Source organism: Sulfitobacter sp. SH22, assembly GCF_965641905.1.
In the GTDB taxonomy this organism is placed as follows: Bacteria; Pseudomonadota; Alphaproteobacteria; order Rhodobacterales; family Rhodobacteraceae; genus Sulfitobacter.
In genome coordinates this window covers 2,279,246-2,301,248 of record NZ_OZ282573.1, presented here as the reverse complement: position 1 = coordinate 2,301,248, position 22,003 = coordinate 2,279,246, and the positions used below count along the sequence as shown (strand labels likewise).

The following is a 22,003-nucleotide window of genomic DNA, read 5'->3' as shown; positions in this document are numbered from 1 at the left end:
CAGGGCGCGGGATATGGACGCCGGCACTGTTGGCGCGATCCTGTCCGAATTCGTGGATACAACGGCGTGGATGCCGCGGATACACAGCCGCGCCCAAGACATCGCCCATGCCGCGCGTATGATTGATTTGGGGCGGGTCCATGTGGCCGAGCAGGAAGGCGCAATTGTCGGGTTTTACGCATTGAACGGCGAAGATATGGATGCGCTTTATGTTGCTGCGGCAAATCGCGGGCAGGGTGTGGGGGCAGCGTTGCTTCGCCATGCGCAAGACGCGGTGGACCGTCTGGCGCTTTGGACGTTTCAGGCCAATTCAGGTGCCCAGCGGTTTTATCTGCGCCAAGGCTTTGCAGAAGTGCAGCGTAGCGATGGCAGCAACAGCGATGAGAAATTGCCGGACATCAAATATGAATGGCAGCGGGGGGCGATGTAATGGCTAAGGGTCCGGTATTGTTTGATCTGGAAGAAGACGCGGCACCGCGCCCGTCTGTATCCGAGGCTCCGCCCGTTCCGGATGTCGGAATGGTCGCCCCCCAAGGTCAGGCGATGCAAATCGCGGCACGTCTGGCGGCGCGTAAACCGTCGAAACTGGTCAGGCTGTTCTGGTGGCTGCTGACGGCCTTTATCGGGGCGCTGGTGTCGATCACCGCGTGGAATTTCATCACCGGATTGATGGCCAGCTATCCGGTGATCGGGCTGGCAATGAGCGTTCTGATGGGGGCGTTGCTGGTGGTGGTCGCCCTGCTGTGCCTGCGAGAACTTGCGGCGTTCAGCAGGCTCGCGCGGCTGGACGGCCTGCACCACGACGTTGGTCAGGCCTTGGCGCAAGATGATCTGAAAGCGGCGCGGTCGGTGACCGACCGGCTGGTCGCGCTGTACAAAGGGCGCGAAGATACCCGCTGGGGCCGCGACCGGCTGGCCGAGCTGCGCGAAGATCAACTGGACGCACATAGTTTGCTGGCGCTGGCCGAGGCCGAATTACTGGGCCCGCTGGACATCGCCGCCAGCCGCGAGGTCGAAGCCGCCGCGCGGCAGGTGGCAACGGTGACAGCGCTGGTGCCTTTGGCGCTGGCCGATGTGGCCGCCGCCCTGACCAGCAACCTGCGCATGATCCGCCGTGTCGCCGAGATTTATGGCGGGCGATCGGGGTTTTTCGGGTCGTGGCGGCTGACGCGGGCGGTGTTGTCGCATTTGGTGGCGACGGGGGCCGTGGCGGTGGGCGACGACATGCTGGAGCCGATTTTGGGCGGCACGATGCTGGCCAAGCTGTCGCGGCGTTTTGGCGAAGGGCTGGTGAACGGTGCGCTGACGGCGCGGGTCGGTGTTGCCGCGATGGAAGTCTGTCGCCCGATGCCGTTTTCGCAAGGGCGCAGACCGAAGGTGCGCAGCATCATCAAGCGGGCCTTGTCGGGGTTGTTTGGCAAGGGGGCGCAGGCGCAGGAGTGATCGGACCAACGGATTGGGGCGCTGCCCCAAACCCCGGGATATTTAAGAGCCAGAGAACGAGGGGCGTAGGGGCTTGTCGCTTGTGGGTGGGGGGCTTATAAGGCGCGTCATGAGCCGGATATCCGCGATCATTATTCGAATTATTTTCCCGGCGCTCTGAATGCACGAGACGCCGGGCAGAGGTGTTTGAGATACTCGCACCGCACCTGAACATCTATTCCCCAATTCCGTTTGCCAAAGGACGCCCACCATGTGCGCCGACACGCCTGAAACAGTTGATTATAAATCCACGCTGAACCTGCCCAAGACCGATTTCCCGATGCGCGCGGGCCTGCCCAAGCGCGAGCCCGAGTGGCTGGCGCGGTGGGAGAAGATCGGCGTCTATGACCGGTTGCGTGAAAAAGAGGGCCGCACGCCGTTTACGCTGCATGATGGCCCGCCCTATGCCAACGGGCATCTGCACATCGGTCACGCGCTGAACAAGACGATCAAGGACATGATCGTGCGCAGCCACCAGATGATGGGTTTTGACGCGCGCTATATCCCCGGTTGGGATTGTCACGGTCTGCCGATCGAATGGAAGATCGAGGAACAGTACCGCCAGAAGGGCAAGAACAAGGACGACGTGCCGATCAATGATTTCCGCGCCGAGTGCCGCAAGTTTGCCGCCGGTTGGGTGGACATCCAGCGCGAGGAATTCAAGCGTCTGGGCATCACCGGCAATTGGGCCGATCCGTATCTGACGATGGATTTCCACGCCGAGCGTGTGATCGCCGAGGAATTCATGAAGTTCCTGATGAACGGCACGCTGTATCAGGGCTCAAAGCCGGTGATGTGGTCGCCAGTTGAGAAGACCGCCTTGGCCGAGGCCGAGGTCGAGTATCACGACAAGGAAAGCTTTACCATCTGGGTGAAGTTCAAGGTTGTGGGCACGGGCGATGCCGGGCTGGACGGGGCGCAGGTCGTGATCTGGACCACGACGCCCTGGACCATGCCGAGCAACAAGGCCGTCGTTTATGGCGAAGGCATTTCCTATGGCCTGTACGAAGTGACGGGTTGCCCTGAGGAATCCTGGGTCACGGTCGGGGATCGCTATATCCTGTCCGACGCTATGGCGATGGAGGTTTTCGGGCGTGCGCGTCTGGACGAGACACAGGTGCGCCGCCTGTCTGATGTGACGCAGGATGATCTGGCCAAGATCAGCTTGCAGCATCCGCTGGCCGGGGCTGAGGGCGGCAATGGCGAGTGGGATGATCTGCGCGACTTCCGCGCTGCAGATTTCGTGACCGATACCGAAGGCACGGGTTTTGTGCATTGCGCGCCAAGCCACGGTCTTGAGGAATATGAGCTTTACCGCGATCTGGGCATGTTGGAGCAGGTGATCACCTATAACGTGGTCGAAGACGGGTCGTTCCGCACGGACCTGCCGTTCTTTGGCGGCAAGGCGATCCTGAAGCCCAATGGTAAGGAAGGTGACGCGAACACCGCCGTGATCAACAAGCTGGTCGAGGTGGGCGGTTTGCTGGCACGTGGCAAGATCAAGCACAGCTATCCGCACAGCTGGCGGTCCAAGGCACCGGTGATCTATCGCAACACGCCGCAGTGGTTTGCCGCCATCGACAAGCCCGTTGGTGACGGGTTGGATACCTTTGGCAAGACCATCCGCGAACGTGCCCTGACCGAGATTGATAACGTAAACTGGGTGCCGAAAAAGGGCCGCAACCGACTGTATTCGATGATGGAGGCACGGCCTGACTGGGTGTTGTCGCGTCAACGTGCGTGGGGTGTGCCACTGACCTGCTTTACCAAGAAAGGTGCGCTGCCGACTGATGCTGATTTCCTGCTGCGCAACCCCGACGTTAACAAGCGCGTCGTCGAGGCCTTCGAGGCAGACGGTGCAGATGTCTGGTACGAGGATGGCGCGAAAGAGCGGTTCCTGGGCGGGATCGTGAACCCTAACGATTATAATCAGGTGTTCGACATTCTGGACGTTTGGTTTGATTCGGGTTCGACCCATGCATTCGTTCTGCGCGACCGCCCCGACGGCACCAAAGACGGCATCGCTGATGTCTATATGGAAGGCACCGACCAGCACCGGGGCTGGTTCCATTCGTCGCTGCTGCAATCGGTTGGCACCACGGGCCACGCGCCTTATCGCAATGTGGTAACGCATGGTTTCACGCTGGATGCCAAGGGCATGAAAATGTCCAAATCCATCGGCAACACCATCGTGCCGGAAAAGATCGTGCAGCAATATGGCGCGGATATCCTGCGGCTTTGGGTGGCGCAGACCGATTACACGGCGGACCAGCGGATCGGGGATGAGATCCTCAAAGGTGTCGCGGACAGCTATCGCCGGTTGCGCAACACGATGCGCTATATGCTGGGGTCGCTCACGGATTTCGACAAGTCCAAAGCTGTCGCAATCGAGGACATGCCCGAGCTGGAGCGTCTGATCCTGCACAAGCTGGCCGTTCTGGATGGCGTTGTGCGCGAAGGCTATGCCAAGTTCGACTTCCAGGGTGTCTTCCGCGCGGTGTTCGAATTTGCGACGCTTGATCTGTCGTCCTTCTATTTTGATATCCGCAAGGATGCGTTGTATTGCGACGGTGACACGACCCGCAAACTGGCCGCTTTGACCGTGCTGGATCACCTGTACAACCGTCTGACCATCTGGCTGGCCCCGATCCTTGTCTTCACGATGGAGGAAGTCTGGCTGGAGCGTCATGCAGATGAAAACACGTCGGTGCATTTGCAGGACTTCCCCGAAACGCCTGCCGCATGGCGCGACGATGTGTTGGCCGCCCGTGCGGAAAAGCTGCGTGCCGTGCGCCGCGTCGTAACGGGGGCGTTGGAAGAGCAGCGTACAGCCAAGGTGATCGGTTCATCGCTGGAAGCATCGCCAACCGTCTATCTTGCGCCCGAATATGCCGAGATCATCACTGACCCGGAAACCTTTGCTGATTTGTGCATCACCAGCCAGATCACCCTGACGACCGGGGATGCCCCCGAGGGCGCATGGACATCTGATGATGTGGCAGGGGTTGCCGTGGTCTTTGCCAAGGCCGAGGGCGAGAAATGCGCGCGGTGCTGGAAAGTGCTGCCAGACGTTGGTACCCATGCGCACCCGGCCGTGTGCAAGCGGTGTGACGATGCAGTGTCCTAAGGCGGGGTTGCACCCCGGTTGCGTCTAGGTGGCTCTGCAACAGTCCATCCAGACGCAATTCGGGATGCTGACGGTGACCGAAGAGGCAGGCGCAATCACGCGCCTGTCTTGGGGGGCTGCTCGGGATCAACACCGCAGTGATCTTCTGGATGCCGCTACCCGTCAGCTTGCCAGCTTTGACACAGGCGCGTTGACCGAATTCACGCTTCCCCTGCGGGTCGGGGGCAGCGGTTTTCTAAGGGCGGTGTGCGATGCGATATGCGCGATTCCCTTTGGTGAAACCCGCACCTATGGCGAGATCGCCAAGGATCTGAATGCCCCCGCGCAGGCGGTGGGGCAGGCCTGCGGGCAAAATCCGATTCCCGTCATCATCCCGTGCCACCGCGTGATGGGGGCCAAGGGCCTGACCGGCTATTCAGGGGCAGGGGGGATCGAAACGAAAATCGCCTTGCTGCGCCATGAAGGGGCGGCAGGATTGTTGATATAGGGCAATTGTGTTGAGCGGCGCAAAGCGTGGGTTAGAAACCTACCCTATATATCCCGTTCGTACAGAAACTGTTGCGCGACACCGGCAAAGGTCAGGTAAAGGCTGGTCAGGACCAGACCCCAATGTGCCCAGCTTTCAGGGTGAAAATCGACCCAGGCGGCCCATCCTGCGAAAAATGTCCACGCCAGCGCCATTGGCAAGGTAACCGGCCGCCAGCGTTCGGTGCGCACGGGATGCACGAATTTGAGCGGCGCAAACATGGTGACTGCAAGGAAGGTGACCAAAATCAACGACACCCACCATGGCGGCGACAATGCAAACAGCACCAGCACCAGCATGTTCCAGCACCCCGGAAAGCCCCAGAACGAATTGTCTTTCGTCTTCATCCGGGTGTCACAGAAATACATCGCACTTGCGAAAGTGATGATGATGATCATGACCCAGCCGCTCCAGCCGTCCATCAGGCCCGATTTGAACAGGGCAAAGGCAGGGATGAAAACATAGGTAAGATAGTCGATAATCAGGTCCAAAAGGACCCCGTCAAACTGCGGCGCATTTGTTTTGACGTCGTATTTGCGGGCCAATGGGCCGTCGATACCATCAACAAAAAAGGCAACAACCAGCCATAGGAACATCAAATCCCATTTCTGGTCGACAGCCGCCAGCATCGCCAACATGGCAAATATCGCGCCGGTTGCAGTGAACAAATGAACAAGAAGGGCGCGTGACTGGATACTCATTCATCACAGATGCCAAATCTTTCTGGTAAGTGCAAAAGGAAAAGCGCAAGGAACTGGTTAGGCTTGGGTTGACCCCGCTTGTGATTCCGCCTAAAGCCTGACAACCAATTTCAGGGTTGCCCTTGTGCAGCCCATTCGGGTGTTGGGTCGGATCGCCGATTACACCTCTGTAGCAAAAGGATGAACCCATGTCGCGCGTTTGCGAATTGACCGGAAAAGGCCCGATGTCGGGCAACAACGTAAGCCACGCCAAAAACCGCACACGTCGCCGGTTCTTGCCGAACCTGAACGATGTGACTTTGCAGTCCGAAGCACTGGGTCGCAGCTTCAAGTTCCGCATTTCTGCGGCTGCTTTGCGCACAGTCGACCACCGCGGTGGTCTGGACGCGTTCATGGCCAAAGCAAAGGACACAGAGCTGTCCGGCAACGCTTTGAAAGTGAAAAAGGCGATTGCAAAGTCCAGCGCGACTGCTGACGCTCTTTCCTAAGACCTTCTAAAGTTTATTCACGCAACCCTGGCTTAACCGCCGGGGTTGCGTCGTTTTAACCTGTCGAAACTCTTTTGCAGCTTTGTTATTATTGCCGATATGTTGAACCGTTCCTTCATTGCTGTCTTGCTTGCCTTGGTATTGGGGCTGACCAGCCAAAGCATGGCCGTCGCGCGCGGCGCGTCTGCGGCAACGGGGCAGATGGTTCTGTGTACAGGGGCAGGGCCGGTCGCGGTCTATCTGGATGCCAAGGGGCAGCCGACATCGGCCCCGCATATTTGCCCTGATTCTGCGTTAAACATTTCGGTCGCGGGTCCTGTCGCCCTGCTTGATGCGCCTGCGCGCCTGATCGTGTTTCGCCGCTTTGTGGGCCACCCCAAGGTGCAGGAAATCGCGCGGCCCAAGCTGCGCCCCGATACGCGCGCGCCCCCTGTGACTGTCTGAAAACCAATCCTTTCTAGACATATCAAAACACAGGAATACCCAATGAAACTTGCTTCTTTTACCCGCGCGGTCTGCGCGATCCTTCTGCTGTCTGCTGGCCCTTTGGCGGCCCAAGGCATGGTGGTTCATGACGCCTATGCCCGCAGTTCCACCGCGTCATCGACATCCGGCGCGGCGTTTATGGTGCTGATGAACCATTCAGGTGCCGATGACCGCCTGATTGGTGCATCGTCGGATGTGGCTGAAAAGGTCGAACTCCACCAGCACGCCGAAGACGCCAATGGCGTGATGCGCATGGGCGAGATCGAAGGCGGCGTTCCGGTCGCCAATGACGAGGCTCATGTCTTTGAACGTGGCGGCGATCACCTGATGTTCATGGGGCTCAAGCAGCCATTGACCCAAGGCGACGTAATCAGGGTGACGCTTGAGTTCGAAAAGGCCGGCGCGGTCGAAATCGACATCATCGTGGATCAGGAACGCCAGCCGGATGAGGGCGCGATGAACCACGGCACCATGGATCATAGCAAAATGGGCCATGACAGCATGAAACGCTCGGACGATACCAAGGCCTCCGAATAAGGCAGCTATCATCGGCGGTCAGGGCAAAGGCGCTACCTAAGCTCTGGCCGCTGCGGCACGCTGCTGTTGCCCAGCAATTCCTCGACCCAATCGGTGACAATGCGTGTGGCGGGGCCGGTGCGGTGTTCTGCGAACTGATTCCCCACGGCCGACCGTTCGAGGTTCATTTCAATCGTATGCGCCCCGTTGCGCCGCGCATCTGCGACAAACCCTGCTGCGGGGTAAACATTGCCTGATGTGCCAATGGCAGCGAAAATATCCGCCTCGGCCAGATGGTCAAAGATCACATCCATGTCATAGGGCATTTCGCCGAACCAGACGATGTCGGGCCGGGCCGCAGGTGCGCTGCATTTCGGGCAGGCATCACCGGGGGCCATGACCATTGGCGCGGGCCAGCGATGATCACAGGCCGCACATAGCGCCGAATTCAGGGCACCATGCATATGCATCACGTCCAACGCGCCCCCCTGTTCATGCAGATCATCCACGTTTTGGGTCACGATCACCACTTGGTCGCCAAAGTGCCTTTGCAACTTGGCCAACGCCTTGTGCGCCGCATTTGGTGCGACCTCTGCGGCCTGTTTGCGGCGGGCATTATAGAAATCGACGACCAGCTTGGGGTCGCGGGCGAATCCTTCGGGGGTGGCGACGTCTTCGACGCGGTGCTGCGCCCACAACCCGTCTGCGGCGCGAAAGGTTTCGATCCCGCTTTCTGCCGAAATGCCTGCGCCGGTCAGAATGACAATCTTGCTCATGTTTACGGCCTTCCCAAGTCTGTGTGATGTCTTACCCTTCAAGGGTGTGAAAACTGCCCGATAGCCACGGCATCTGCACCAGCGTTGGCGCGATCATATGGGTTTGCAGCAGCTGGCGCATGGTGGTGGCGATGTTTTGGGGCACAGGGCCTGTCCAATCAGCCCCTGCAAACAGCGATATCTGCCGCGATACCCCCGGCGCGGGCAACGGGTGCGCGGTAAGCTCCGCGTGAAAACGCTCTGCGCGGCCATAGCCAAAGGGCGTCGTGATCGCCCAGCCAATGCCCCGCGCCACCATCGCCATCAATGCCAGATGGCTGCCGATCTCGAATTGCGAGGCCAGATTGATGTTGTTTCGGGTCAGGTGATTGTTGATCTGGCCGGCAATCATCTGGTCGGCCTCGTACCGCAGGAATGGCAGGGCGGACCGACCGGAGAGCAAAACAGCAGGCGTCTGGTCGGTATCAACGGGTGTGACAATGATAAACGGGTCACGGGCCAGCGGGATTTCGGTCAGCCCGCTTTTGGCATCACCGCCGGTGGCTGCGATTGCTATGTGCAGCGCCTTGTCCTGAACGGCTTGTATCAAGTCCTTGCTGCCATCGGTGATCATCCGAAACCGGCACCCCGCCATGCTGTCGGCCAGTATCGTCGCCAGACGGGGGGTAAGATCGTTGTCGAAATCATCAATCACCCCGAGGCTCAGATCGGACAGATTGGCAAGGTCCATCACCGTCAGTTCGGTCTGCGCCAATCGCAACTGGGCCAGTGCCGCAGTTGCGTGTCGCAAGAAGTTTTCACCCTGCGGGGTCAGGCGCATCGGTCGACGGCTGTGATCAATCAGGTCGGTGCCGATGGCGGCCTCAAGGTTGGACATTTGCTGGCTGACCGCAGGTTGGCTCAGCCCTGTTGCCGCTGCTGCTTGCGCCACTGAACCGGAGCGCGCCAATGCCTCGAACACTTCGATCCCGCGCAGGGTCACACCTTTTTTGAACATCACAGACGCCTTTTGGCAGTTTCCAGTTTCTCAATATCACGGTTGGATCGGCTTCGCACAGGTGGCCCCGTCCGGCCGATAGATTCAACAAATCAAAATAGGGCGTGCCTGCTTATTTGACCATTGAAGCGGGCGCATAACAAGCGCACGATTGGCGCGAAACCAGACAGAGACGCAAGTGATGAAGATTGCCACAGCCGCCTATACCCAGGATATCCTGACCAGTTGGGCCCATTACGAGGATAAACTGGCCAGTTGGGTCGCAACGGCCGCTGCCAATGGGGCCGATTTGCTGGTCTTTCCCGAATACGGCGCGATGGAGCTGGCGACATTGGCCGGTCTGGACGTTGCCGCAGATCTGGAGGCGTCGCTTTTCGCGGTGTCGGACCGGTTGGCGGATGCAGATGCAGTGCATCAAAGACTGGCGGCAGAATACGGAGTGCACATCGTCGCGGCGTCAGGGCCAGCGGCCACAGCCACGCGTCCCGTCAACCGCGCAAGGCTGATCACGCCCGACGGCAAGATCGGTGTGCAAGACAAGCAGATCATGACCCGTTTCGAGCGCGAGGTTTGGGGTGTGATCGGCGGCAATGCCTTGCAGGTCTTTGAAACCGCGATTGGCAAGATCGGCATTCTGATCTGCTATGACAGCGAATTCCCGCTTTTGGGTCGCGCATTGGCTGATTGCGATGTCATCGCCGTGCCCAGCGTGACCGAAGCCCTGGCCGGATACTGGCGTGTGCGCATCGGGTCGATGGCCCGCGCGCTTGAGAATCAGTGCATCACGGCAATGTCGTCTTGTGTGGGGCCTGCCGACTGGTCGGACGCTTTGGGCGATTCCTATGGGGCGGGGGGCATCTTTTGCCCGCCCGATATTGGTTTCCCGTCAACGGGTGTGCTGGCTGCGGCGGAGATAAACGTGCCGGGCTGGACCTATGCCGATGTCGATATCGCGCAGATCGCCAATGTGCGTTCGCAGGGCGTGGTATTGAACCGAACCCATTGGGCAGATCAGGCAGGCCGCGATAGCGTTGCGATAAACACGTCTTTGCTGTGAATAGGTCTTGAAAAAGGGGAAAATTGCGCCCATTTAAGCCTGCGCTCTGCATTTGCAGGGCAAAGTGTTCAAGGAGAGACCATGGCTAAGGAAGACACGCTCGAATTCCCCGGTATCGTCAAGGAACTCCTGCCGAATGCGACATTCCGGGTCGAGCTTGAAAACGGCCATGAGATTATCGCACATACGGCAGGCAAAATGCGTAAAAACCGCATTCGTGTTCTGGCAGGCGACAAAGTACAGGTGGAAATGACCCCCTACGATCTGACCAAGGGCCGGATCAATTATCGCTTTAAATAACGCGCTTTACCGAAGGTTTCACGATCTTCGGTCTGCGCTTTGGGTTTGCATATGACCTTTATCCTCGGATCAGGCAGTCCGCGCCGCAAGGAATTGCTGGCGCAAATCGGCGTTGTGGCCGATGAAATTCGTGCGCCCGATATTGACGAAACCCCGCAAAAAGCCGAATTGCCGCGCCCCTATTGCGCGCGCATGGCCCGTGAAAAGGTCGCCGCCGTGCAGGTTGGCCCTGATGATATCGTGCTTTGCGCTGATACCACAGTTGCTGTTGGCCGGCGCATTTTGGGCAAACCCGAAAGCGCCGAAGAGGCGGCGGGTTTCTTGCGACTGATGTCGGGGCGTCGTCACAAGGTGATCACGGCCGTTGCGGTAAAACGCGGTGACAGGCTGTGGGAACGCGATGTTGTCAGCACCGTGCGCATGAAGCGGCTGTCGGATGCCGAACTGGCCGCCTATCTTGCCACCGGCGACTGGCACGGTAAGGCGGGCGGTTATGGTATTCAGGGGCCAGCAGGCGCGTTGATCCCGTGGATCAGCGGATCATTTACCGGCATCGTGGGGCTGCCCCTTGCCGAAACCGCAAACCTGCTGCGCGCAGCAGGCTATATTTTTGACGGAGAGACATCATGAAGGGTCGTACGATCATTCTGGACCACTTGGGCGAGGTCGAGGCGGCTGCTTTGATGGTGGATGGCAAGCTGGACGATCTGCTGATCGACAGCGACGGCCCGCGCCCCGGTACGATCTATCGCGCCATCGCTGACCGGCCTGTCAAAGGGCAGGGCGGCATGTTTCTGAAAACCCCCGACGGGTCCGCGTTTCTGCGCCAGATCAAGGGGCTTGCCCCCGGTCAGCCGATCCTGGTTCAGGTGTCGGGCTATGCCGAACCCGGCAAGGCGATCCCTGTTACGCAAAAGATATTGTTCAAAAGCCGCTATGCGATCGTCACGCCCGGCGCGCCCGGCACCAATATTTCACGCTCCATCCGCGACGAGGAAGAACGCGACCGTCTGCTTGAGGTCGCCCATGAAGCCGCCCAAGGGGCGACCCACGGTCTGATCTTGCGGTCGTCTTGTGCGGGTGCTGATGGCGATGATATCGCCGATGACATTGATGCCATGCTGACGCTTGCCGACAAGGTGTTGGGCGATGAAGCGACAGAGATGGAACTGCTTTCCGAAGGCGATGGCCCGCATATCATGGCATGGCGCGATTGGGTGGCACCCGCTGATGTCGTGACCGACCCCGGCAGCTTTGAAACCCACGGCGTGCTGGATATTGTCGAAGAGCTGCAACAGGCCCGGGTTCAGCTTGAGGGCGGGGCGTCGATGTATGTCGAGCCGACCCGCGCCTTGGTGGCAGTGGATGTAAACACCGGCGCTGATGTATCCCTTGCTGCGGGTATCAAGGCCAATATGTCCTGCGCGCGCGCCTTGCCCCGTGCATTGCGTCTGCGCGGTTTGGGGGGGCAGATCACCCTTGATCTGGCACCCATGCCCAAGAAAGACCGCCGCCCCTTCGAGACCGCCTTGCGTCAGGCGTTCCGTGCGGATGACGTTGAAACCACCTTGATCGGATGGACCCCTTTGGGCCATTATGAACTGCAACGCAAACGCGCCCGCCTGCCCATAGCCGAGGTCCTAAAGTGAGCTGCCCGATCTGTTCTGACGAAACATCGCCTGCCTACCGCCCGTTCTGTTCTCGACGCTGTGCCGACATTGATTTGGCCAAGTGGTTCAATGGCAGCTATGCCACGCCAAGCCGCGATCCCGAAGACATAGAGGCCGCGATTGATGCGGCCGAGGCAGCGCTGAACACGCCGCCAAAGCCCCACTAGGATCACGCAGTCAGGCAGGTATCGCGGACGGTTTGCGCAATTTGTTTCAGCTGTCCGGCCAGCGGGTTGGTTTTTCGCCAGACCATGCCGATTGTCCGCGAGGGCCGCGGTGCCGGCAACCGCGCGACCGATACCGCAGCCGATCGGGTTTCAATCGGAACGGCCATATCGGGAATCAACGTAACCCCGATCCCCGCACTGACCATCTGCACCAATGTAGACAGGGAACTGCCCTCCATCAGGTCGCGGGGCATGGCGGATGACATGCTGCAATACGACAGGGCCTGATCGCGAAAACAATGCCCTTCCTCCAGCAATAACAGACGCATTTCGCGCAGCAATTTCGAATTTGGCACGGGTTTGTCCTGATCTTCGATCTGGCGCACCAACACGAATTCCTCGTCCAGCAGCATTTCTTCGTGCAAGGTCGGTTCGGAAATCGGCAAGGCGACGATGGCGGTATCAAGCTGCCCGCCCAACAGCCCCTCGATCAGCTTTTGTGTGACCGCTTCGCGCGGGCGCAGATCCAGCCCTGCATAATCCTGGGACAGGCATTTGATAAACCGGGGCAGAAAATAGGGTGCGACCGTGGGAATGATGCCAAACCGCAAGCGCCCGATCAACGGATTATGCGAGGCGCGGGCCAGATCGCCCAGTTCATCCACCGACTGCAAAATCTCGCGGGCGCGCGCCACAAAGGTTTCGCCAAAGCCCGTCAGTTGCAGCTGTTTTGCGGATCGTTCAACCAGCCGCGTCCCGACCAGATCTTCCAATGCCTTGATCTGCACCGACAAGGCAGGCTGCGAAACGCCGCAATCGTCGGCCGCGCGGCCAAAATGGCGATGGCGGGCCAAAGCTTCGAAATATCGAAGGTGTTTCAGTGTAAAGTCCATAACCTTTGATTATCATGCCGATTAGAAAATGCAATTTTTCTTAATGCTGCTGATGGTGTAGGACCCAAGCCAATGGGCGATGCCATAGGCATTGTCACAGGCTGCTTGCTGCCAATATCGAAATGGCAGGTAGGACTCGGATATAGTCGGCAGTATAATGATACGTGAAACCACGATGGGAGATCAAAATGGACGGCAACGATAACGGTTCAATGGGCAAATGCCCGGTTATGCATGGCGGAAACACTGCCAATAAATCATCCGTGATGGAGTGGTGGCCCAACGCGCTGAAGCTGGATATTTTGCACCAGCACGACACAAAGACCAACCCGATGGGCGCTGACTTTGACTATCGCGAAGAGGTCAAGAAAATCGATGTCGACGCGCTCAAGCAAGACCTGCACGCGTTGATGACAGACAGCCAGGAATGGTGGCCAGCCGACTGGGGCCACTATGGCGGCTTTATGATCCGTATGGCGTGGCATTCGGCAGGCACATACCGTTTGGCCGATGGCCGTGGCGGCGGCGGCACAGGCAGCCAGCGTTTCGCGCCTTTGAACTCGTGGCCCGACAACGTCAGTCTGGATAAAGCGCGCCGCTTGCTGTGGCCGATCAAAAAGAAATACGGCAACAAGCTGAGCTGGGCCGATCTGATGATCCTTGCGGGCAACATTGCCTATGAATCAATGGGTCTGAAGACATTTGGTTTTGCCTTTGGCCGCGAAGACATCTGGGCCCCTGAAATCGACACCTATTGGGGGTCGGAAAAGGAATGGCTGGCAGATAGCACCAACCGCTACGGCGACCTTGAAAATCCGGCCACCATGGAAAACCCGCTTGCTGCTGTGCAGATGGGCCTGATCTATGTGAACCCCGAAGGTGTGAACGGCCAATCCGATCCGCTGCGGTCTGCGTTGCATGTGCGTGAAACATTTGCGCGTATGGCGATGAACGACGAAGAAACTGCCGCTTTGACCGCCGGTGGTCACACCGTTGGCAAATGCCACGGCAATGGCGATGCGAACACTCTGGGTCCAGAGCCGGAAGCGGCAGGTGTTGAAGAGCAAGGCTTTGGCTGGACCAATCCCGCAGGGACCAAAGCTGCGAACATGGCGATCAGCAGCGGCATCGAAGGCGCGTGGACCACAGAGCCAACGAAGTTCGACATGGGCTATTTCAAACTGTTGTTCGGCTATGACTGGGAGCTCAGGAAAAGCCCGGCAGGTGCCAACCAGTGGGAACCGATCAACATCAAGGAAGAAGACAAACCTGTCGATTCCTCCGATCCCTCGATCCGCCACAACCCGATCATGACAGATGCGGATATGGCCATGAAAATGGACCCTATCTATCGCGAAATCTGCGAACGGTTTATGGCTGACCCTGCGTATTTCTCGGATACTTTTGCCCGGGCATGGTTCAAGCTGACGCACCGCGATATGGGCCCCAAAGCCCGCTATATCGGCCCCGATGTGCCGGCAGAGGATCTGCTGTGGCAAGATCCTGTACCAGCGGGCAACACCGGTTACGATGTCGATGCCGTCAAGGCACGTATCAGCACCAGCGGTTTGTCCCTGAGCGACATGGTTTCCACAGCTTGGGACAGTGCGCGCACTTTCCGTGGTTCCGACATGCGGGGCGGTGCCAATGGCGCGCGCATCCGTCTGGCCCCCCAGAAAGACTGGGAAGGCAACGAGCCGCAAAAGCTGGCACGGGTATTGTCCGTCTTGGAAGGCATCGCAAATGACACAGGCGCGAGCCTTGCCGATGTGATCGTTCTGGCCGGTAACCTTGGCGTTGAGCAAGCTGCCAAAGCAGCCGGGTTTGATGTGTCAGTACCGTTCCTGAAAGGCCGCGGCGACGCCACTGCCGAGATGACCGACGCAGCAAGCTTTGAGCCGCTTGAGCCCCTGGCCGACGGGTACCGCAACTGGTCCAAAAAGGACTATATTGTCAGCCCAGAGGAAATGATGCTTGACCGGACGCAATTGATGGGTCTGACGGCCCATGAAATGACCGTTCTGGTTGGCGGCATGCGCGCAATGGGCACGAACCATGGCGGCACCAAGCATGGCGTCTTTACGGATCGGGTCGGCGCGTTGACGACCGACTTCTTTGTGAACCTGACCGACATGCAGTATTCGTGGCATCCGGTTGACGGTGGCATCTACGAGATCCGGGAACGGGGCACGGCCAACGTAAAATGGACCGCAACACGCGCGGACCTGGTCTTTGGCTCCAACTCGATCCTGCGGTCTTATGCTGAAGTCTATGCACAAGACGACAACGCCGAAAAATTCGTAAAGGATTTTGTGGCGGCTTGGGTCAAGGTCATGAACGCGGATCGCTTTGACGTCGCGGCCTAACGCCAAATAATAACCCCGCGCTGCCCAAACGGGTGGCGCGGGGTGCTTTGATAACGAGCGTGATGCGCTTTGATGCAGCATCGCAGCACAAGAACATCATGCAAGCAGGCGTGGATGAAACGGGCGCGCTGAGCGAAAGCCGGTTTCACCTACTTTAACCCCTGCCAATGCCCTGAAATTCCGATCCCTGCACAACCACGTCAGCCGCGTGAACGGGGCCGAGATGGTCTTGATCGGCCTGATCTATTTAGGGGCAGGCAGCGACATAGCGCGTGCCGTCCGTGCGTTGATAAACGCAGGAACCGCTTTGTGTACGGCCAATGTAACTGCCCGCATAAGCCCCAGCCGCGCCACCGATGACTGCGCCAAGCACCTTGTCATCGTCGCCGGATACGGCCGCCCCGATCAATGCCCCGGTAGCCGCACCTGCAATGGTTGCGTCTTGCTGGGTTTGGCAGGCAGAAATCGGTACAATAAGGGCTATCAAAGCCAAATATTTTCTCATGTCATTTTCCTTTTGTCGGGTTGCGAGACCAAAGCGTCAGTCCAAAACAGGGATGTGTCTGGCCAGCGCGCCCGAATTAATCACAGCGATTGCTGTGCTTTCTGATCGGGCACCCTCACTTTCGCCCCATTCCAAAGCGGAAGGGTTGATTTTGATCAATCGGCACGAAAGGTTCTGTAGGGTGTCAGGCGGGTTGGCTTCGAATAGCCTGATTTACCGTGCCAGACATGTTCATTTGATAATTCTGAGATAACTGGCCGGGGTGGTAGGGGTTTCCGCCATCATATCAGCGTCTTGACGTCATTAAAATTTATGTTCGGTATTGTTTCTGTTAGATTAAGTCCGAATTGAACGTGTGTTTTAGCCAAAAACAATAATAGATCCTCGATGCGGTGCCCGAGAAGGACCGGTTGCAGTCGAAACTGAAGTGTCGATCGGAATTACGACTTCGGCGCGGGGCAGGTGGGGCCGGACGTTCTTAACTGATGCCTCGTCTGTCTGACGTCTACTTGGGGCGTCACAGGGCCATTTTACAGCAAAGAGAAAGAATCAAACGAAAGACCCTTGAAGCGCGCCGCGTGCGACATCGCCAGCGCGCTGCATAATGCAACCACAAGATGAGCCGGATTCTCTCTTGGTTTAGGCTGCCTTTGGTCCCAAAACCGTCTGACGACGGACAATAGTGCAACAAAAAAAACTAAAGGTCCTTTGGTTAAACCAATTTCCGTGTTTCCCCTTGCCTGGGAATAGGGCGATTGTTCATGTAAGCGATGAAATGGCGGGGATTGTGTGATTTTACTATTCAAATTGGCTTTGTTGCACAAATCGGGTGAAGGACGTTTTTCCCCTTCCCCCAGACGGACTTAGCTTACAGGCTCAGTGATGGGTATGCCAAGAGCGGTGTAGCGGTTGAGGACGGCGATACGGACTTGGATTTCCGCGACCTGCCTTTCGAAGTCCCTGGCCATTAGCGATTGGCCGAGTAGTTTTATACAATGCATCTTCGTTTCGACGCGGCTTCGGCGATGGTATCCACTCCAGCGTCGCCACAGAGTGCGACCCAAGTATCGCTGCGCACTGACCGCGTCATTTCGGGCAATAGCTCCGGCGCTCGTCGGTTTCCAGGGCTTGGCATTCTTGCGTGGCGGGATCACTGCATGGGCCTCTCTGGCGGCAATCGCCTCGTGGCATTTACGCGTGTCATACGCCCCATCTGCGGTGACGCTGCCGATGTCTTGATCGGGCGGGATTTGGTTCAGAAGTTCGGGCAGAATGGGAGCGTCTCCGACGTTGCTGCTGGTGACCTCAACCGTCCGAACCTCCAGTGTTTCCTCATCGATTCCAATATGAATCTTGCGCCAGATGCGTCGTTTGGAGACACCATGCTTACGGGCATTCCATTCGCCCTCTCCTTCGGCTTTGATACCGGTGCTGTCGATGAGCAGGTTCAGCGGTCCTTTGGACCCGCGATACGGCAAGCTCACGTTCAGTGTTTTCTGACGTCGACATAAGGTGCTGAAATCCGGCGCGGCCCAATCCAGCCCGACCAGTCGCAGCAGGCTCTGGACGAACCCAGTTGTCTGTCGAAGCGGCAGGCCAAACAGGACTTTCAGCGTCAAGCAGGTCTGAATGGCGGCGTCACTGAATTGTTGCTGCCGACCGCGCTTGCCGCTTGGCGGCGGCGTCCAAACCATCTCTGGATCAAACCAGATCGACAACGATCCACGTTGCTTCAAGCTGTCATTGTAGGATGACCAATTCGTGGTCTTATATTTGGTAGGGGTCCAACTGCTCATGCCTTCCAGTTATCACGCTGGATTCATACAGTGAATCCCATCCGAGGATTTGTGCAACAAAGCCAAGTAGCCACCAATCGAGATCAGGTCGTCCGACACCTCTGCCATAATCGCCGCTGCGTTAATCCGCGCCACCTAGCTATTGGGGACAGGAGGGATAATCTGAACGATGACCGCGATAGAAGGGCCAACGGGGTAGACTGGAGGGCTCTGCTCTAGGCCTGTGGCTATGCACACGACCTCTCCCAGACCTTGGGAGGGGTCACCCGATGCACCCGCATAGGTTGCGATGGCGAACCGGGGCGAAAACTGGGGCAGAAACAGCGCGAGCGGGTGGCTCGGGTGCCTACAACAATGTCAGAAGAGTAGTGGCTGGGATGGTAGGAAACCTTGCCTCCCCCTGATCTCTATCAACTTTCTCCGCTACCAACCGAAACTGGGGCAGCTTCTGGGGCGACTGGGTGCGACGGGTGCGGCTGTAGTGGTGCAGACGACGGTGCCCAGCGCTCCACCTGCTGCAACACTGTGGCTCCCGATGGCAGTAGGCTGCCACTGTTCACCGTCCGCTTTCAACAGGTCACCGCCCCACCACACTGCCACCTGCATCATCTGGCTACGGCTGCTGACGTCGCTGGCGGTTCTGGCTCCGGAGGGGGTGACCGGTGTGGGCGGAAACCGGCCCTTCGCTGCGTCTTGCATTGAGGTCCGGTGTGCGGACCTAGCCGCCGTTCGTTAAATCTAGCCCAAAGACTGCTTTCGGATTGAACCGTTCAACAAACGGCGGTCCTTGAACGGTTTGGACCGGCATATCGAAAGCAATGTTAGAGACCAATATAACACTGCTTAATTTGACGCGGTATAGTTTCGACACTAAGGGTCAATCCGACGACTGAGGAACCCCTGCTTGCAAAAAATAGATCTACAACTGAGCTGCGAACAGGTATCCCTACGGTCCCAGCCCGATTTCTATGGCATCGAAACCAGCTCTGCATCTTATCTGAAGCAGAGGTTCAAACCCCACGCTCATAACGAATATATCTTCGGAGTGATCGAAGGCGGCACTCATGCTGTCTGGTGTCGTGGCGAGATGAACCAAGTGCCATTGGGTACGGTGGTCACGATGCGTCCGGGCGATATCCATCATGGTGGCGCAGGAAGTGAGATCGGCTGGCGGCAGCGAATGCTTTATATTCCCGAGGCGGGGATTGTCACGCTTTTGGAAGACATGACAGGGCATACCCTCGCAGGAACGCTTGATTTTGGCGCGGCCTTTCACGCGCGCCCTGACCTGACACGGAGATTTTCCATCCTGCACGAGGTTCTGCATGCATCGGTTCAGCGGCTGTCGCGCGAAGTGGCGCTTGATACACTTCTTGGAGCGCTCTTCCGCGAACTGATGCCTCAGTTTTCCGCCCCCGAACGGCAAGGAAGAGGGCGGATTGCAGATGCGATGGATTATCTTGACAGCTGCGTTGAACAGGATGTCTCGCTGGAAGATCTATGCCGGGTTACCGGCCTGCGCCGCAGGCAGACCATCGCGGCTTTCCGTCAAGCAACTGGCCTGCCTCCTCATGCCTGGCATTTGCAAAGAAAAATTTTACTCGTGAAGCGCCTCCTTCGCGCGGGCATGCCCTTGGCGGAGGCCGCAGCGCAGGCGGGCTTCGCAGACCAAAGCCACATGGGTCGCCATTTCCGGGCGATTGTCGGCATCACCCCAGCCGCTTTCGCGAAAAGCTGACACCGCACTTTCATTCTATATCACGATGCGCCGCATGGCCTAACTCGCCGTAAGTTCATGCGGAATACGGGGGCCACGATGGCGGTATCAGAAAGTATCATGGCACGGCGCACGACGCTTTGGGCGGATTTGGCAGTGCTGGGTGTTGCTGTGGTATGGGGCGCAAGCTACCCGGTCGCCAAGGGAGCGCTGGAGTATATGCCGGTGCTCGTACTGCTCTTCTATCGCTTCACTCTGACCGCGTTGCTCATGAGTGCGGTGGCTTTCCGCGACCTGCGCGCGGCATGCCCTGCAGATCTTCGGGCAGGAGCGCTGCTTGGAGGCATTCTCAGCGCAATTTTCCTCGCTGAGACATGGGGTGTGTCGATGACCACAGCCACGAACACGGCGCTGATCATCTCACTCTGCACGATCCTTACGCCCTTTCTCGAATTCGGGCTTCAGCGCAGGCTACCTCCTGCCGGAATTATGTGTGGCGGCGTCGTCGCGGTGATTGGCGTCATGGTGCTGTCAGGTGGAATGGGCGCGCTCGGGTTCGGAGATCTTCTGGTTCTTTGCGCCGCAGGCTTGCGGGCGGTGATGGTGGTATCAACCAAACGCCTGATGGAAGGTAGCCGCCTTTCTTCCGCCGCACTGACTGCCGTGCAGGCCGCCACCGTTGCGGGGGTGATCTTGACGCTTCTTCTGGCACAGTCTGGGCCGCAGGGGCTTTTGGTCAGCGCAGATATAAATGGCTGGGCTTCGGTGGCTTTTTTATCCCTGTTTTGCACCGTTGGCGCTTTCTATGTGCAAAACATGGCGGTGCGGCGCACCAGCCCCACGCGTGTCGGTTTTCTGATGGGAACCGAGCCGTTGTTCGGTTTCGCACTTGCATGGGCGCTTCTGTCCGAACCTGCCACTCCGGCAGCGCTTTGCGGTGCAGGGCTGATCGTTGCGGGCACATTTCTCGGCATTGCAAGTGGAAGGCAGCGTTAAGTTATGAAGGATGATTTGCTGGTAAGGACCTAAACAACTTAATCCGCACAAAAGACCTTTGGACGCGAGCTAAAACGCTCGTTTTTGGCACACCTAAAAACCGCCGCGTTTGACGCTGCCACAAGCCCAGTTCAAAACCCATGCAACTGTTGGACGGTTCTGCGTCACTGATGATAGCAGCCATTTGTTCACAATGCAGCATTGGTCAAAGAGGGCTCGTAGCTGCCGTTCGCTGCGATCTAGATGTTTGGCCGCATCGCATTGGCCATTCCAGAGTGCTCCCCCGCTCTTCGGCAAACCTGATCAAGACAAAACCAGATAAAAAAAGCAAAGCATGGGGCCCCCAGCCAGCGCGAGCCAGCTGAGGACGATTATTCAGGGTCGACGCTTTGATCGAACGCGTCTCTCAGCATTTGCATGTTATAGTCCCAGCCGAGCTTCATCGTGTCAGCCGTTTCCTTGGTCGCTCCCCAAAGGACACCACCACCGTCCTTCGCCTTATCCCAAGCCTCGCCGACTGGCATCTCCGGAATGTGCCACTCTCCAAAGTCGGGCATGTATTCTCTGGTCGTTTCCCATGCAGCGGCGGGGGAGTTATAAACTGTTCCCCAAACTTCCGCTTTCGATGGGACCTGCATGCCGCAGACCTCATGCGAACCCTCTGCGTATGCAAGTGACGGGTTTATCGAAAGTTCGAGTTCGCGGAGGTCTTTCAGGTTATCGCAGTTGTCCTTCAACTCGTAGCCAGTGACGGCGACGGCAACACCCACGCCAATGAAAGGAATACTTTCACCAAACATCGCAGCCACGTTCCTCTTTGCTCCAAGAGTGGTCCGGGCGGTTATCCGATCGACCGTATGTTCGACGGCATGACTGAGCGGTTTCGTCTCGTTCCGGTAGGTCACCTTGGGGTTCTTGATCGTGGCTGAAAGACTGGCAATACGTCGATCACGAACGGCGAGGTCGTCAGTTAAGGATGAGACCTGTTTAGTCTTGGCCGTCAAATCGTTGCTCAGCGCCTTTCGCTTTGTCTCCGAAGTGGCAAGGTCGCCGGACAACGAGGAAATTCGCCCTCTGCTTTGAGCCACCGTTTTATCGGAGACCTTTTGCTTTGTTTTGGAGGTAGCAAGATCATCAGATAACGACGAAACGCGCCGCTTTTCCTGAGCCAGTTCCCCGCTTAGTTTAGCCGCTCTTCTGTCCTTCACATCCAGATCAGTCGTCAGGCTCTTGATCTTCTTCTCGTTCAGAGCGTTGTTGCGTCGAAGTTCAGAGGCTACTGCTGAAGCTCCTGTTACCGCCTCGAACACCGTCGAAAGCGCCAACGCTACTGTACTAAAGGCCACTGTCGCAACGTTCAGCGCCAACGACGACAGCAGCGCCAAGGCAAGAGCCAGGAATTTTAACTTTTTCAAATTGAAGTACCTTTCTAATAGG

At 57.9% G+C, this 22,003-nt stretch carries 23 protein-coding genes; 16 read left to right on the top strand and 7 right to left on the bottom strand.

The annotated features are described in order from the left end of the window. Window positions 1–13: 13 nt before the first annotated feature. The 4 genes from ACSQ13_RS13370 to ACSQ13_RS13355 all read left to right on the top strand — a co-directional run bounded on the left by ACSQ13_RS13370 (window position 14) and on the right by ACSQ13_RS13355 (window position 5,096). Window positions 14–430 carry a GNAT family N-acetyltransferase gene (locus ACSQ13_RS13370; RefSeq protein ID WP_295511423.1) on the top strand — a complete coding sequence of 139 codons (417 nt, stop codon included), beginning with the start codon at window positions 14–16 and terminating at the stop codon, window positions 428–430. After that, window positions 430–1,443, top strand: a complete 1,014-nt coding sequence (locus ACSQ13_RS13365) for a YcjF family protein (protein WP_295511421.1) — start codon at window positions 430–432, stop codon at window positions 1,441–1,443. Before ACSQ13_RS13370 ends, ACSQ13_RS13365 begins: the two co-directional genes overlap by 1 nt. Window positions 1,444–1,693: 250 nt before the next feature. Continuing rightward, window positions 1,694–4,609 (top strand): isoleucine--tRNA ligase, encoded by a 2,916-nt coding sequence (gene ileS / locus ACSQ13_RS13360; RefSeq protein ID WP_295511417.1) that lies wholly within the window; start codon window positions 1,694–1,696, stop codon window positions 4,607–4,609. Between the two features lie 64 nt (window positions 4,610–4,673). Further along, window positions 4,674–5,096 (top strand): methylated-DNA--[protein]-cysteine S-methyltransferase, encoded by a 423-nt coding sequence (locus tag ACSQ13_RS13355; protein WP_176248331.1) that lies wholly within the window; start codon window positions 4,674–4,676, stop codon window positions 5,094–5,096. 44 nt (window positions 5,097–5,140) lie between these two features. Here ACSQ13_RS13355 and ACSQ13_RS13350 read toward each other — a convergent pair whose 3' ends face one another. Beyond that, window positions 5,141–5,836, bottom strand: coding sequence for a CDP-alcohol phosphatidyltransferase family protein (locus ACSQ13_RS13350; protein ID WP_176248215.1), 696 nt, complete (start codon window positions 5,834–5,836; stop codon window positions 5,141–5,143). 188 nt (window positions 5,837–6,024) lie between these two features. Here ACSQ13_RS13350 and rpmB point away from each other — a divergent pair, with 188 nt between their 5' ends. Genes rpmB through ACSQ13_RS13335 form a run of 3 tightly spaced genes read left to right on the top strand, consistent with a single transcriptional unit; the run spans window position 6,025 to window position 7,347 of the window. Then, window positions 6,025–6,324, top strand: coding sequence for a 50S ribosomal protein L28 (rpmB, locus tag ACSQ13_RS13345; protein WP_176248216.1), 300 nt, complete (start codon window positions 6,025–6,027; stop codon window positions 6,322–6,324). A 45-nt stretch (window positions 6,325–6,369) separates the two neighbouring features. After that, window positions 6,370–6,768 carry a hypothetical protein gene (locus ACSQ13_RS13340; protein ID WP_255200056.1) on the top strand — a complete coding sequence of 133 codons (399 nt, stop codon included), beginning with the start codon at window positions 6,370–6,372 and terminating at the stop codon, window positions 6,766–6,768. 42 nt (window positions 6,769–6,810) lie between these two features. Beyond that, the gene (locus tag ACSQ13_RS13335) at window positions 6,811–7,347 is read left to right on the top strand and encodes a copper chaperone PCu(A)C (RefSeq protein WP_176248217.1); all 537 of its coding nucleotides are present in this window, start codon (window positions 6,811–6,813) and stop codon (window positions 7,345–7,347) included. A gap of 32 nt (window positions 7,348–7,379) precedes the next feature. Here ACSQ13_RS13335 and ACSQ13_RS13330 read toward each other — a convergent pair whose 3' ends face one another. Further along, window positions 7,380–8,102, bottom strand: coding sequence for an NAD-dependent deacylase (locus tag ACSQ13_RS13330; protein ID WP_295511411.1), 723 nt, complete (start codon window positions 8,100–8,102; stop codon window positions 7,380–7,382). Between the two features lie 31 nt (window positions 8,103–8,133). After that, the gene (locus tag ACSQ13_RS13325) at window positions 8,134–9,099 is read right to left on the bottom strand and encodes a LysR family transcriptional regulator (RefSeq protein ID WP_295511410.1); all 966 of its coding nucleotides are present in this window, start codon (window positions 9,097–9,099) and stop codon (window positions 8,134–8,136) included. Between the two features lie 181 nt (window positions 9,100–9,280). Here ACSQ13_RS13325 and ACSQ13_RS13320 point away from each other — a divergent pair, with 181 nt between their 5' ends. The 5 genes from ACSQ13_RS13320 to ACSQ13_RS13300 all read left to right on the top strand — a co-directional run bounded on the left by ACSQ13_RS13320 (window position 9,281) and on the right by ACSQ13_RS13300 (window position 12,293). Further along, the gene (locus ACSQ13_RS13320) at window positions 9,281–10,156 is read left to right on the top strand and encodes a carbon-nitrogen hydrolase family protein (RefSeq protein WP_176248220.1); all 876 of its coding nucleotides are present in this window, start codon (window positions 9,281–9,283) and stop codon (window positions 10,154–10,156) included. Between the two features lie 81 nt (window positions 10,157–10,237). Continuing rightward, window positions 10,238–10,456: a translation initiation factor IF-1 gene (gene infA, locus ACSQ13_RS13315; protein WP_008228280.1), complete on the top strand. Its 219-nt coding sequence runs from the start codon at window positions 10,238–10,240 to the stop codon at window positions 10,454–10,456. 51 nt (window positions 10,457–10,507) lie between these two features. After that, a complete protein-coding gene (locus ACSQ13_RS13310; protein WP_176248221.1) occupies window positions 10,508–11,086 on the top strand; it encodes a Maf family protein in 579 nt (192 codons plus the stop codon). Next, window positions 11,083–12,105 carry a ribonuclease E/G gene (locus ACSQ13_RS13305; RefSeq protein ID WP_176248222.1) on the top strand — a complete coding sequence of 341 codons (1,023 nt, stop codon included), beginning with the start codon at window positions 11,083–11,085 and terminating at the stop codon, window positions 12,103–12,105. The genes ACSQ13_RS13310 and ACSQ13_RS13305 overlap by 4 nt, the downstream gene beginning before the upstream one ends. Continuing rightward, window positions 12,102–12,293 (top strand): DNA gyrase inhibitor YacG, encoded by a 192-nt coding sequence (locus ACSQ13_RS13300; RefSeq protein ID WP_176248223.1) that lies wholly within the window; start codon window positions 12,102–12,104, stop codon window positions 12,291–12,293. Before ACSQ13_RS13305 ends, ACSQ13_RS13300 begins: the two co-directional genes overlap by 4 nt. Window positions 12,294–12,295: 2 nt before the next feature. Here the strand turns inward: ACSQ13_RS13300 and ACSQ13_RS13295 are convergent, their stop codons facing one another. Then, entirely contained in the window at window positions 12,296–13,186 is an 891-nt protein-coding gene (locus tag ACSQ13_RS13295; protein ID WP_295511401.1) for a LysR substrate-binding domain-containing protein, read from the bottom strand. A 188-nt stretch (window positions 13,187–13,374) separates the two neighbouring features. Between ACSQ13_RS13295 and katG the strand changes: the two genes are divergently transcribed. Then, window positions 13,375–15,552 carry a catalase/peroxidase HPI gene (gene katG, locus ACSQ13_RS13290; RefSeq protein WP_295511400.1) on the top strand — a complete coding sequence of 726 codons (2,178 nt, stop codon included), beginning with the start codon at window positions 13,375–13,377 and terminating at the stop codon, window positions 15,550–15,552. A 247-nt stretch (window positions 15,553–15,799) separates the two neighbouring features. Here the strand turns inward: katG and ACSQ13_RS13285 are convergent, their stop codons facing one another. After that, the gene (locus ACSQ13_RS13285) at window positions 15,800–16,057 is read right to left on the bottom strand and encodes a glycine zipper 2TM domain-containing protein (RefSeq protein ID WP_176248226.1); all 258 of its coding nucleotides are present in this window, start codon (window positions 16,055–16,057) and stop codon (window positions 15,800–15,802) included. Between the two features lie 863 nt (window positions 16,058–16,920). Continuing rightward, on the bottom strand, window positions 16,921–17,853 hold the full coding sequence (locus tag ACSQ13_RS13280) for an IS5 family transposase (RefSeq protein ID WP_435988115.1): 933 nt from the start codon (window positions 17,851–17,853) through the stop codon (window positions 16,921–16,923). Between ACSQ13_RS13280 and ACSQ13_RS13275 the strand changes: the two genes are divergently transcribed. The 3 genes from ACSQ13_RS13275 to ACSQ13_RS13265 all read left to right on the top strand — a co-directional run bounded on the left by ACSQ13_RS13275 (window position 17,815) and on the right by ACSQ13_RS13265 (window position 20,566). Then, the gene (locus ACSQ13_RS13275) at window positions 17,815–18,072 is read left to right on the top strand and encodes a hypothetical protein (protein ID WP_435988253.1); all 258 of its coding nucleotides are present in this window, start codon (window positions 17,815–17,817) and stop codon (window positions 18,070–18,072) included. The genes ACSQ13_RS13280 and ACSQ13_RS13275 overlap by 39 nt on opposite strands. Before the next feature lie 685 nt (window positions 18,073–18,757). Continuing rightward, window positions 18,758–19,591 (top strand): AraC family ligand binding domain-containing protein, encoded by an 834-nt coding sequence (locus ACSQ13_RS13270; protein ID WP_435988114.1) that lies wholly within the window; start codon window positions 18,758–18,760, stop codon window positions 19,589–19,591. Window positions 19,592–19,648: 57 nt separating this feature from the next. Next, on the top strand, window positions 19,649–20,566 hold the full coding sequence (locus tag ACSQ13_RS13265; RefSeq protein ID WP_435988113.1) for a DMT family transporter: 918 nt from the start codon (window positions 19,649–19,651) through the stop codon (window positions 20,564–20,566). A 371-nt stretch (window positions 20,567–20,937) separates the two neighbouring features. On the opposite strand, the gene ACSQ13_RS13260 is transcribed toward ACSQ13_RS13265, so the two are convergent. Continuing rightward, the gene (locus ACSQ13_RS13260; protein ID WP_295511046.1) at window positions 20,938–21,981 is read right to left on the bottom strand and encodes a hypothetical protein; all 1,044 of its coding nucleotides are present in this window, start codon (window positions 21,979–21,981) and stop codon (window positions 20,938–20,940) included. Window positions 21,982–22,003: the final 22 nt, after the last annotated feature.

What these genes read in the sequence shown, in the direction of transcription:
- ACSQ13_RS13265 (WP_435988113.1), top strand. Translation starts at nt 19,649, where the DNA reads ATGCGGAATACGGGGGCCACGATGGCGGTATCAGAAAGTATCATGGCA.
- ACSQ13_RS13310 (WP_176248221.1), top strand. Translation starts at nt 10,508, where the DNA reads ATGACCTTTATCCTCGGATCAGGCAGTCCGCGCCGCAAGGAATTGCTG.
- ACSQ13_RS13335 (WP_176248217.1), top strand. Translation starts at nt 6,811, where the DNA reads ATGAAACTTGCTTCTTTTACCCGCGCGGTCTGCGCGATCCTTCTGCTG.
- ACSQ13_RS13330 (WP_295511411.1), bottom strand. Translation starts at nt 8,102, where the DNA reads ATGAGCAAGATTGTCATTCTGACCGGCGCAGGCATTTCGGCAGAAAGC.
- infA (WP_008228280.1), top strand. Translation starts at nt 10,238, where the DNA reads ATGGCTAAGGAAGACACGCTCGAATTCCCCGGTATCGTCAAGGAACTC.
- ACSQ13_RS13280 (WP_435988115.1), bottom strand. Translation starts at nt 17,853, where the DNA reads ATGAGCAGTTGGACCCCTACCAAATATAAGACCACGAATTGGTCATCC.
- ACSQ13_RS13320 (WP_176248220.1), top strand. Translation starts at nt 9,281, where the DNA reads ATGAAGATTGCCACAGCCGCCTATACCCAGGATATCCTGACCAGTTGG.
- ACSQ13_RS13325 (WP_295511410.1), bottom strand. Translation starts at nt 9,099, where the DNA reads ATGTTCAAAAAAGGTGTGACCCTGCGCGGGATCGAAGTGTTCGAGGCA.
- ACSQ13_RS13285 (WP_176248226.1), bottom strand. Translation starts at nt 16,057, where the DNA reads ATGAGAAAATATTTGGCTTTGATAGCCCTTATTGTACCGATTTCTGCC.
- rpmB (WP_176248216.1), top strand. Translation starts at nt 6,025, where the DNA reads ATGTCGCGCGTTTGCGAATTGACCGGAAAAGGCCCGATGTCGGGCAAC.
- ACSQ13_RS13305 (WP_176248222.1), top strand. Translation starts at nt 11,083, where the DNA reads ATGAAGGGTCGTACGATCATTCTGGACCACTTGGGCGAGGTCGAGGCG.
- ACSQ13_RS13355 (WP_176248331.1), top strand. Translation starts at nt 4,674, where the DNA reads ATGCTGACGGTGACCGAAGAGGCAGGCGCAATCACGCGCCTGTCTTGG.
- ileS (WP_295511417.1), top strand. Translation starts at nt 1,694, where the DNA reads ATGTGCGCCGACACGCCTGAAACAGTTGATTATAAATCCACGCTGAAC.
- katG (WP_295511400.1), top strand. Translation starts at nt 13,375, where the DNA reads ATGGACGGCAACGATAACGGTTCAATGGGCAAATGCCCGGTTATGCAT.
- ACSQ13_RS13365 (WP_295511421.1), top strand. Translation starts at nt 430, where the DNA reads ATGGCTAAGGGTCCGGTATTGTTTGATCTGGAAGAAGACGCGGCACCG.
- ACSQ13_RS13295 (WP_295511401.1), bottom strand. Translation starts at nt 13,186, where the DNA reads ATGGACTTTACACTGAAACACCTTCGATATTTCGAAGCTTTGGCCCGC.
- ACSQ13_RS13350 (WP_176248215.1), bottom strand. Translation starts at nt 5,836, where the DNA reads ATGAGTATCCAGTCACGCGCCCTTCTTGTTCATTTGTTCACTGCAACC.
- ACSQ13_RS13370 (WP_295511423.1), top strand. Translation starts at nt 14, where the DNA reads ATGGACGCCGGCACTGTTGGCGCGATCCTGTCCGAATTCGTGGATACA.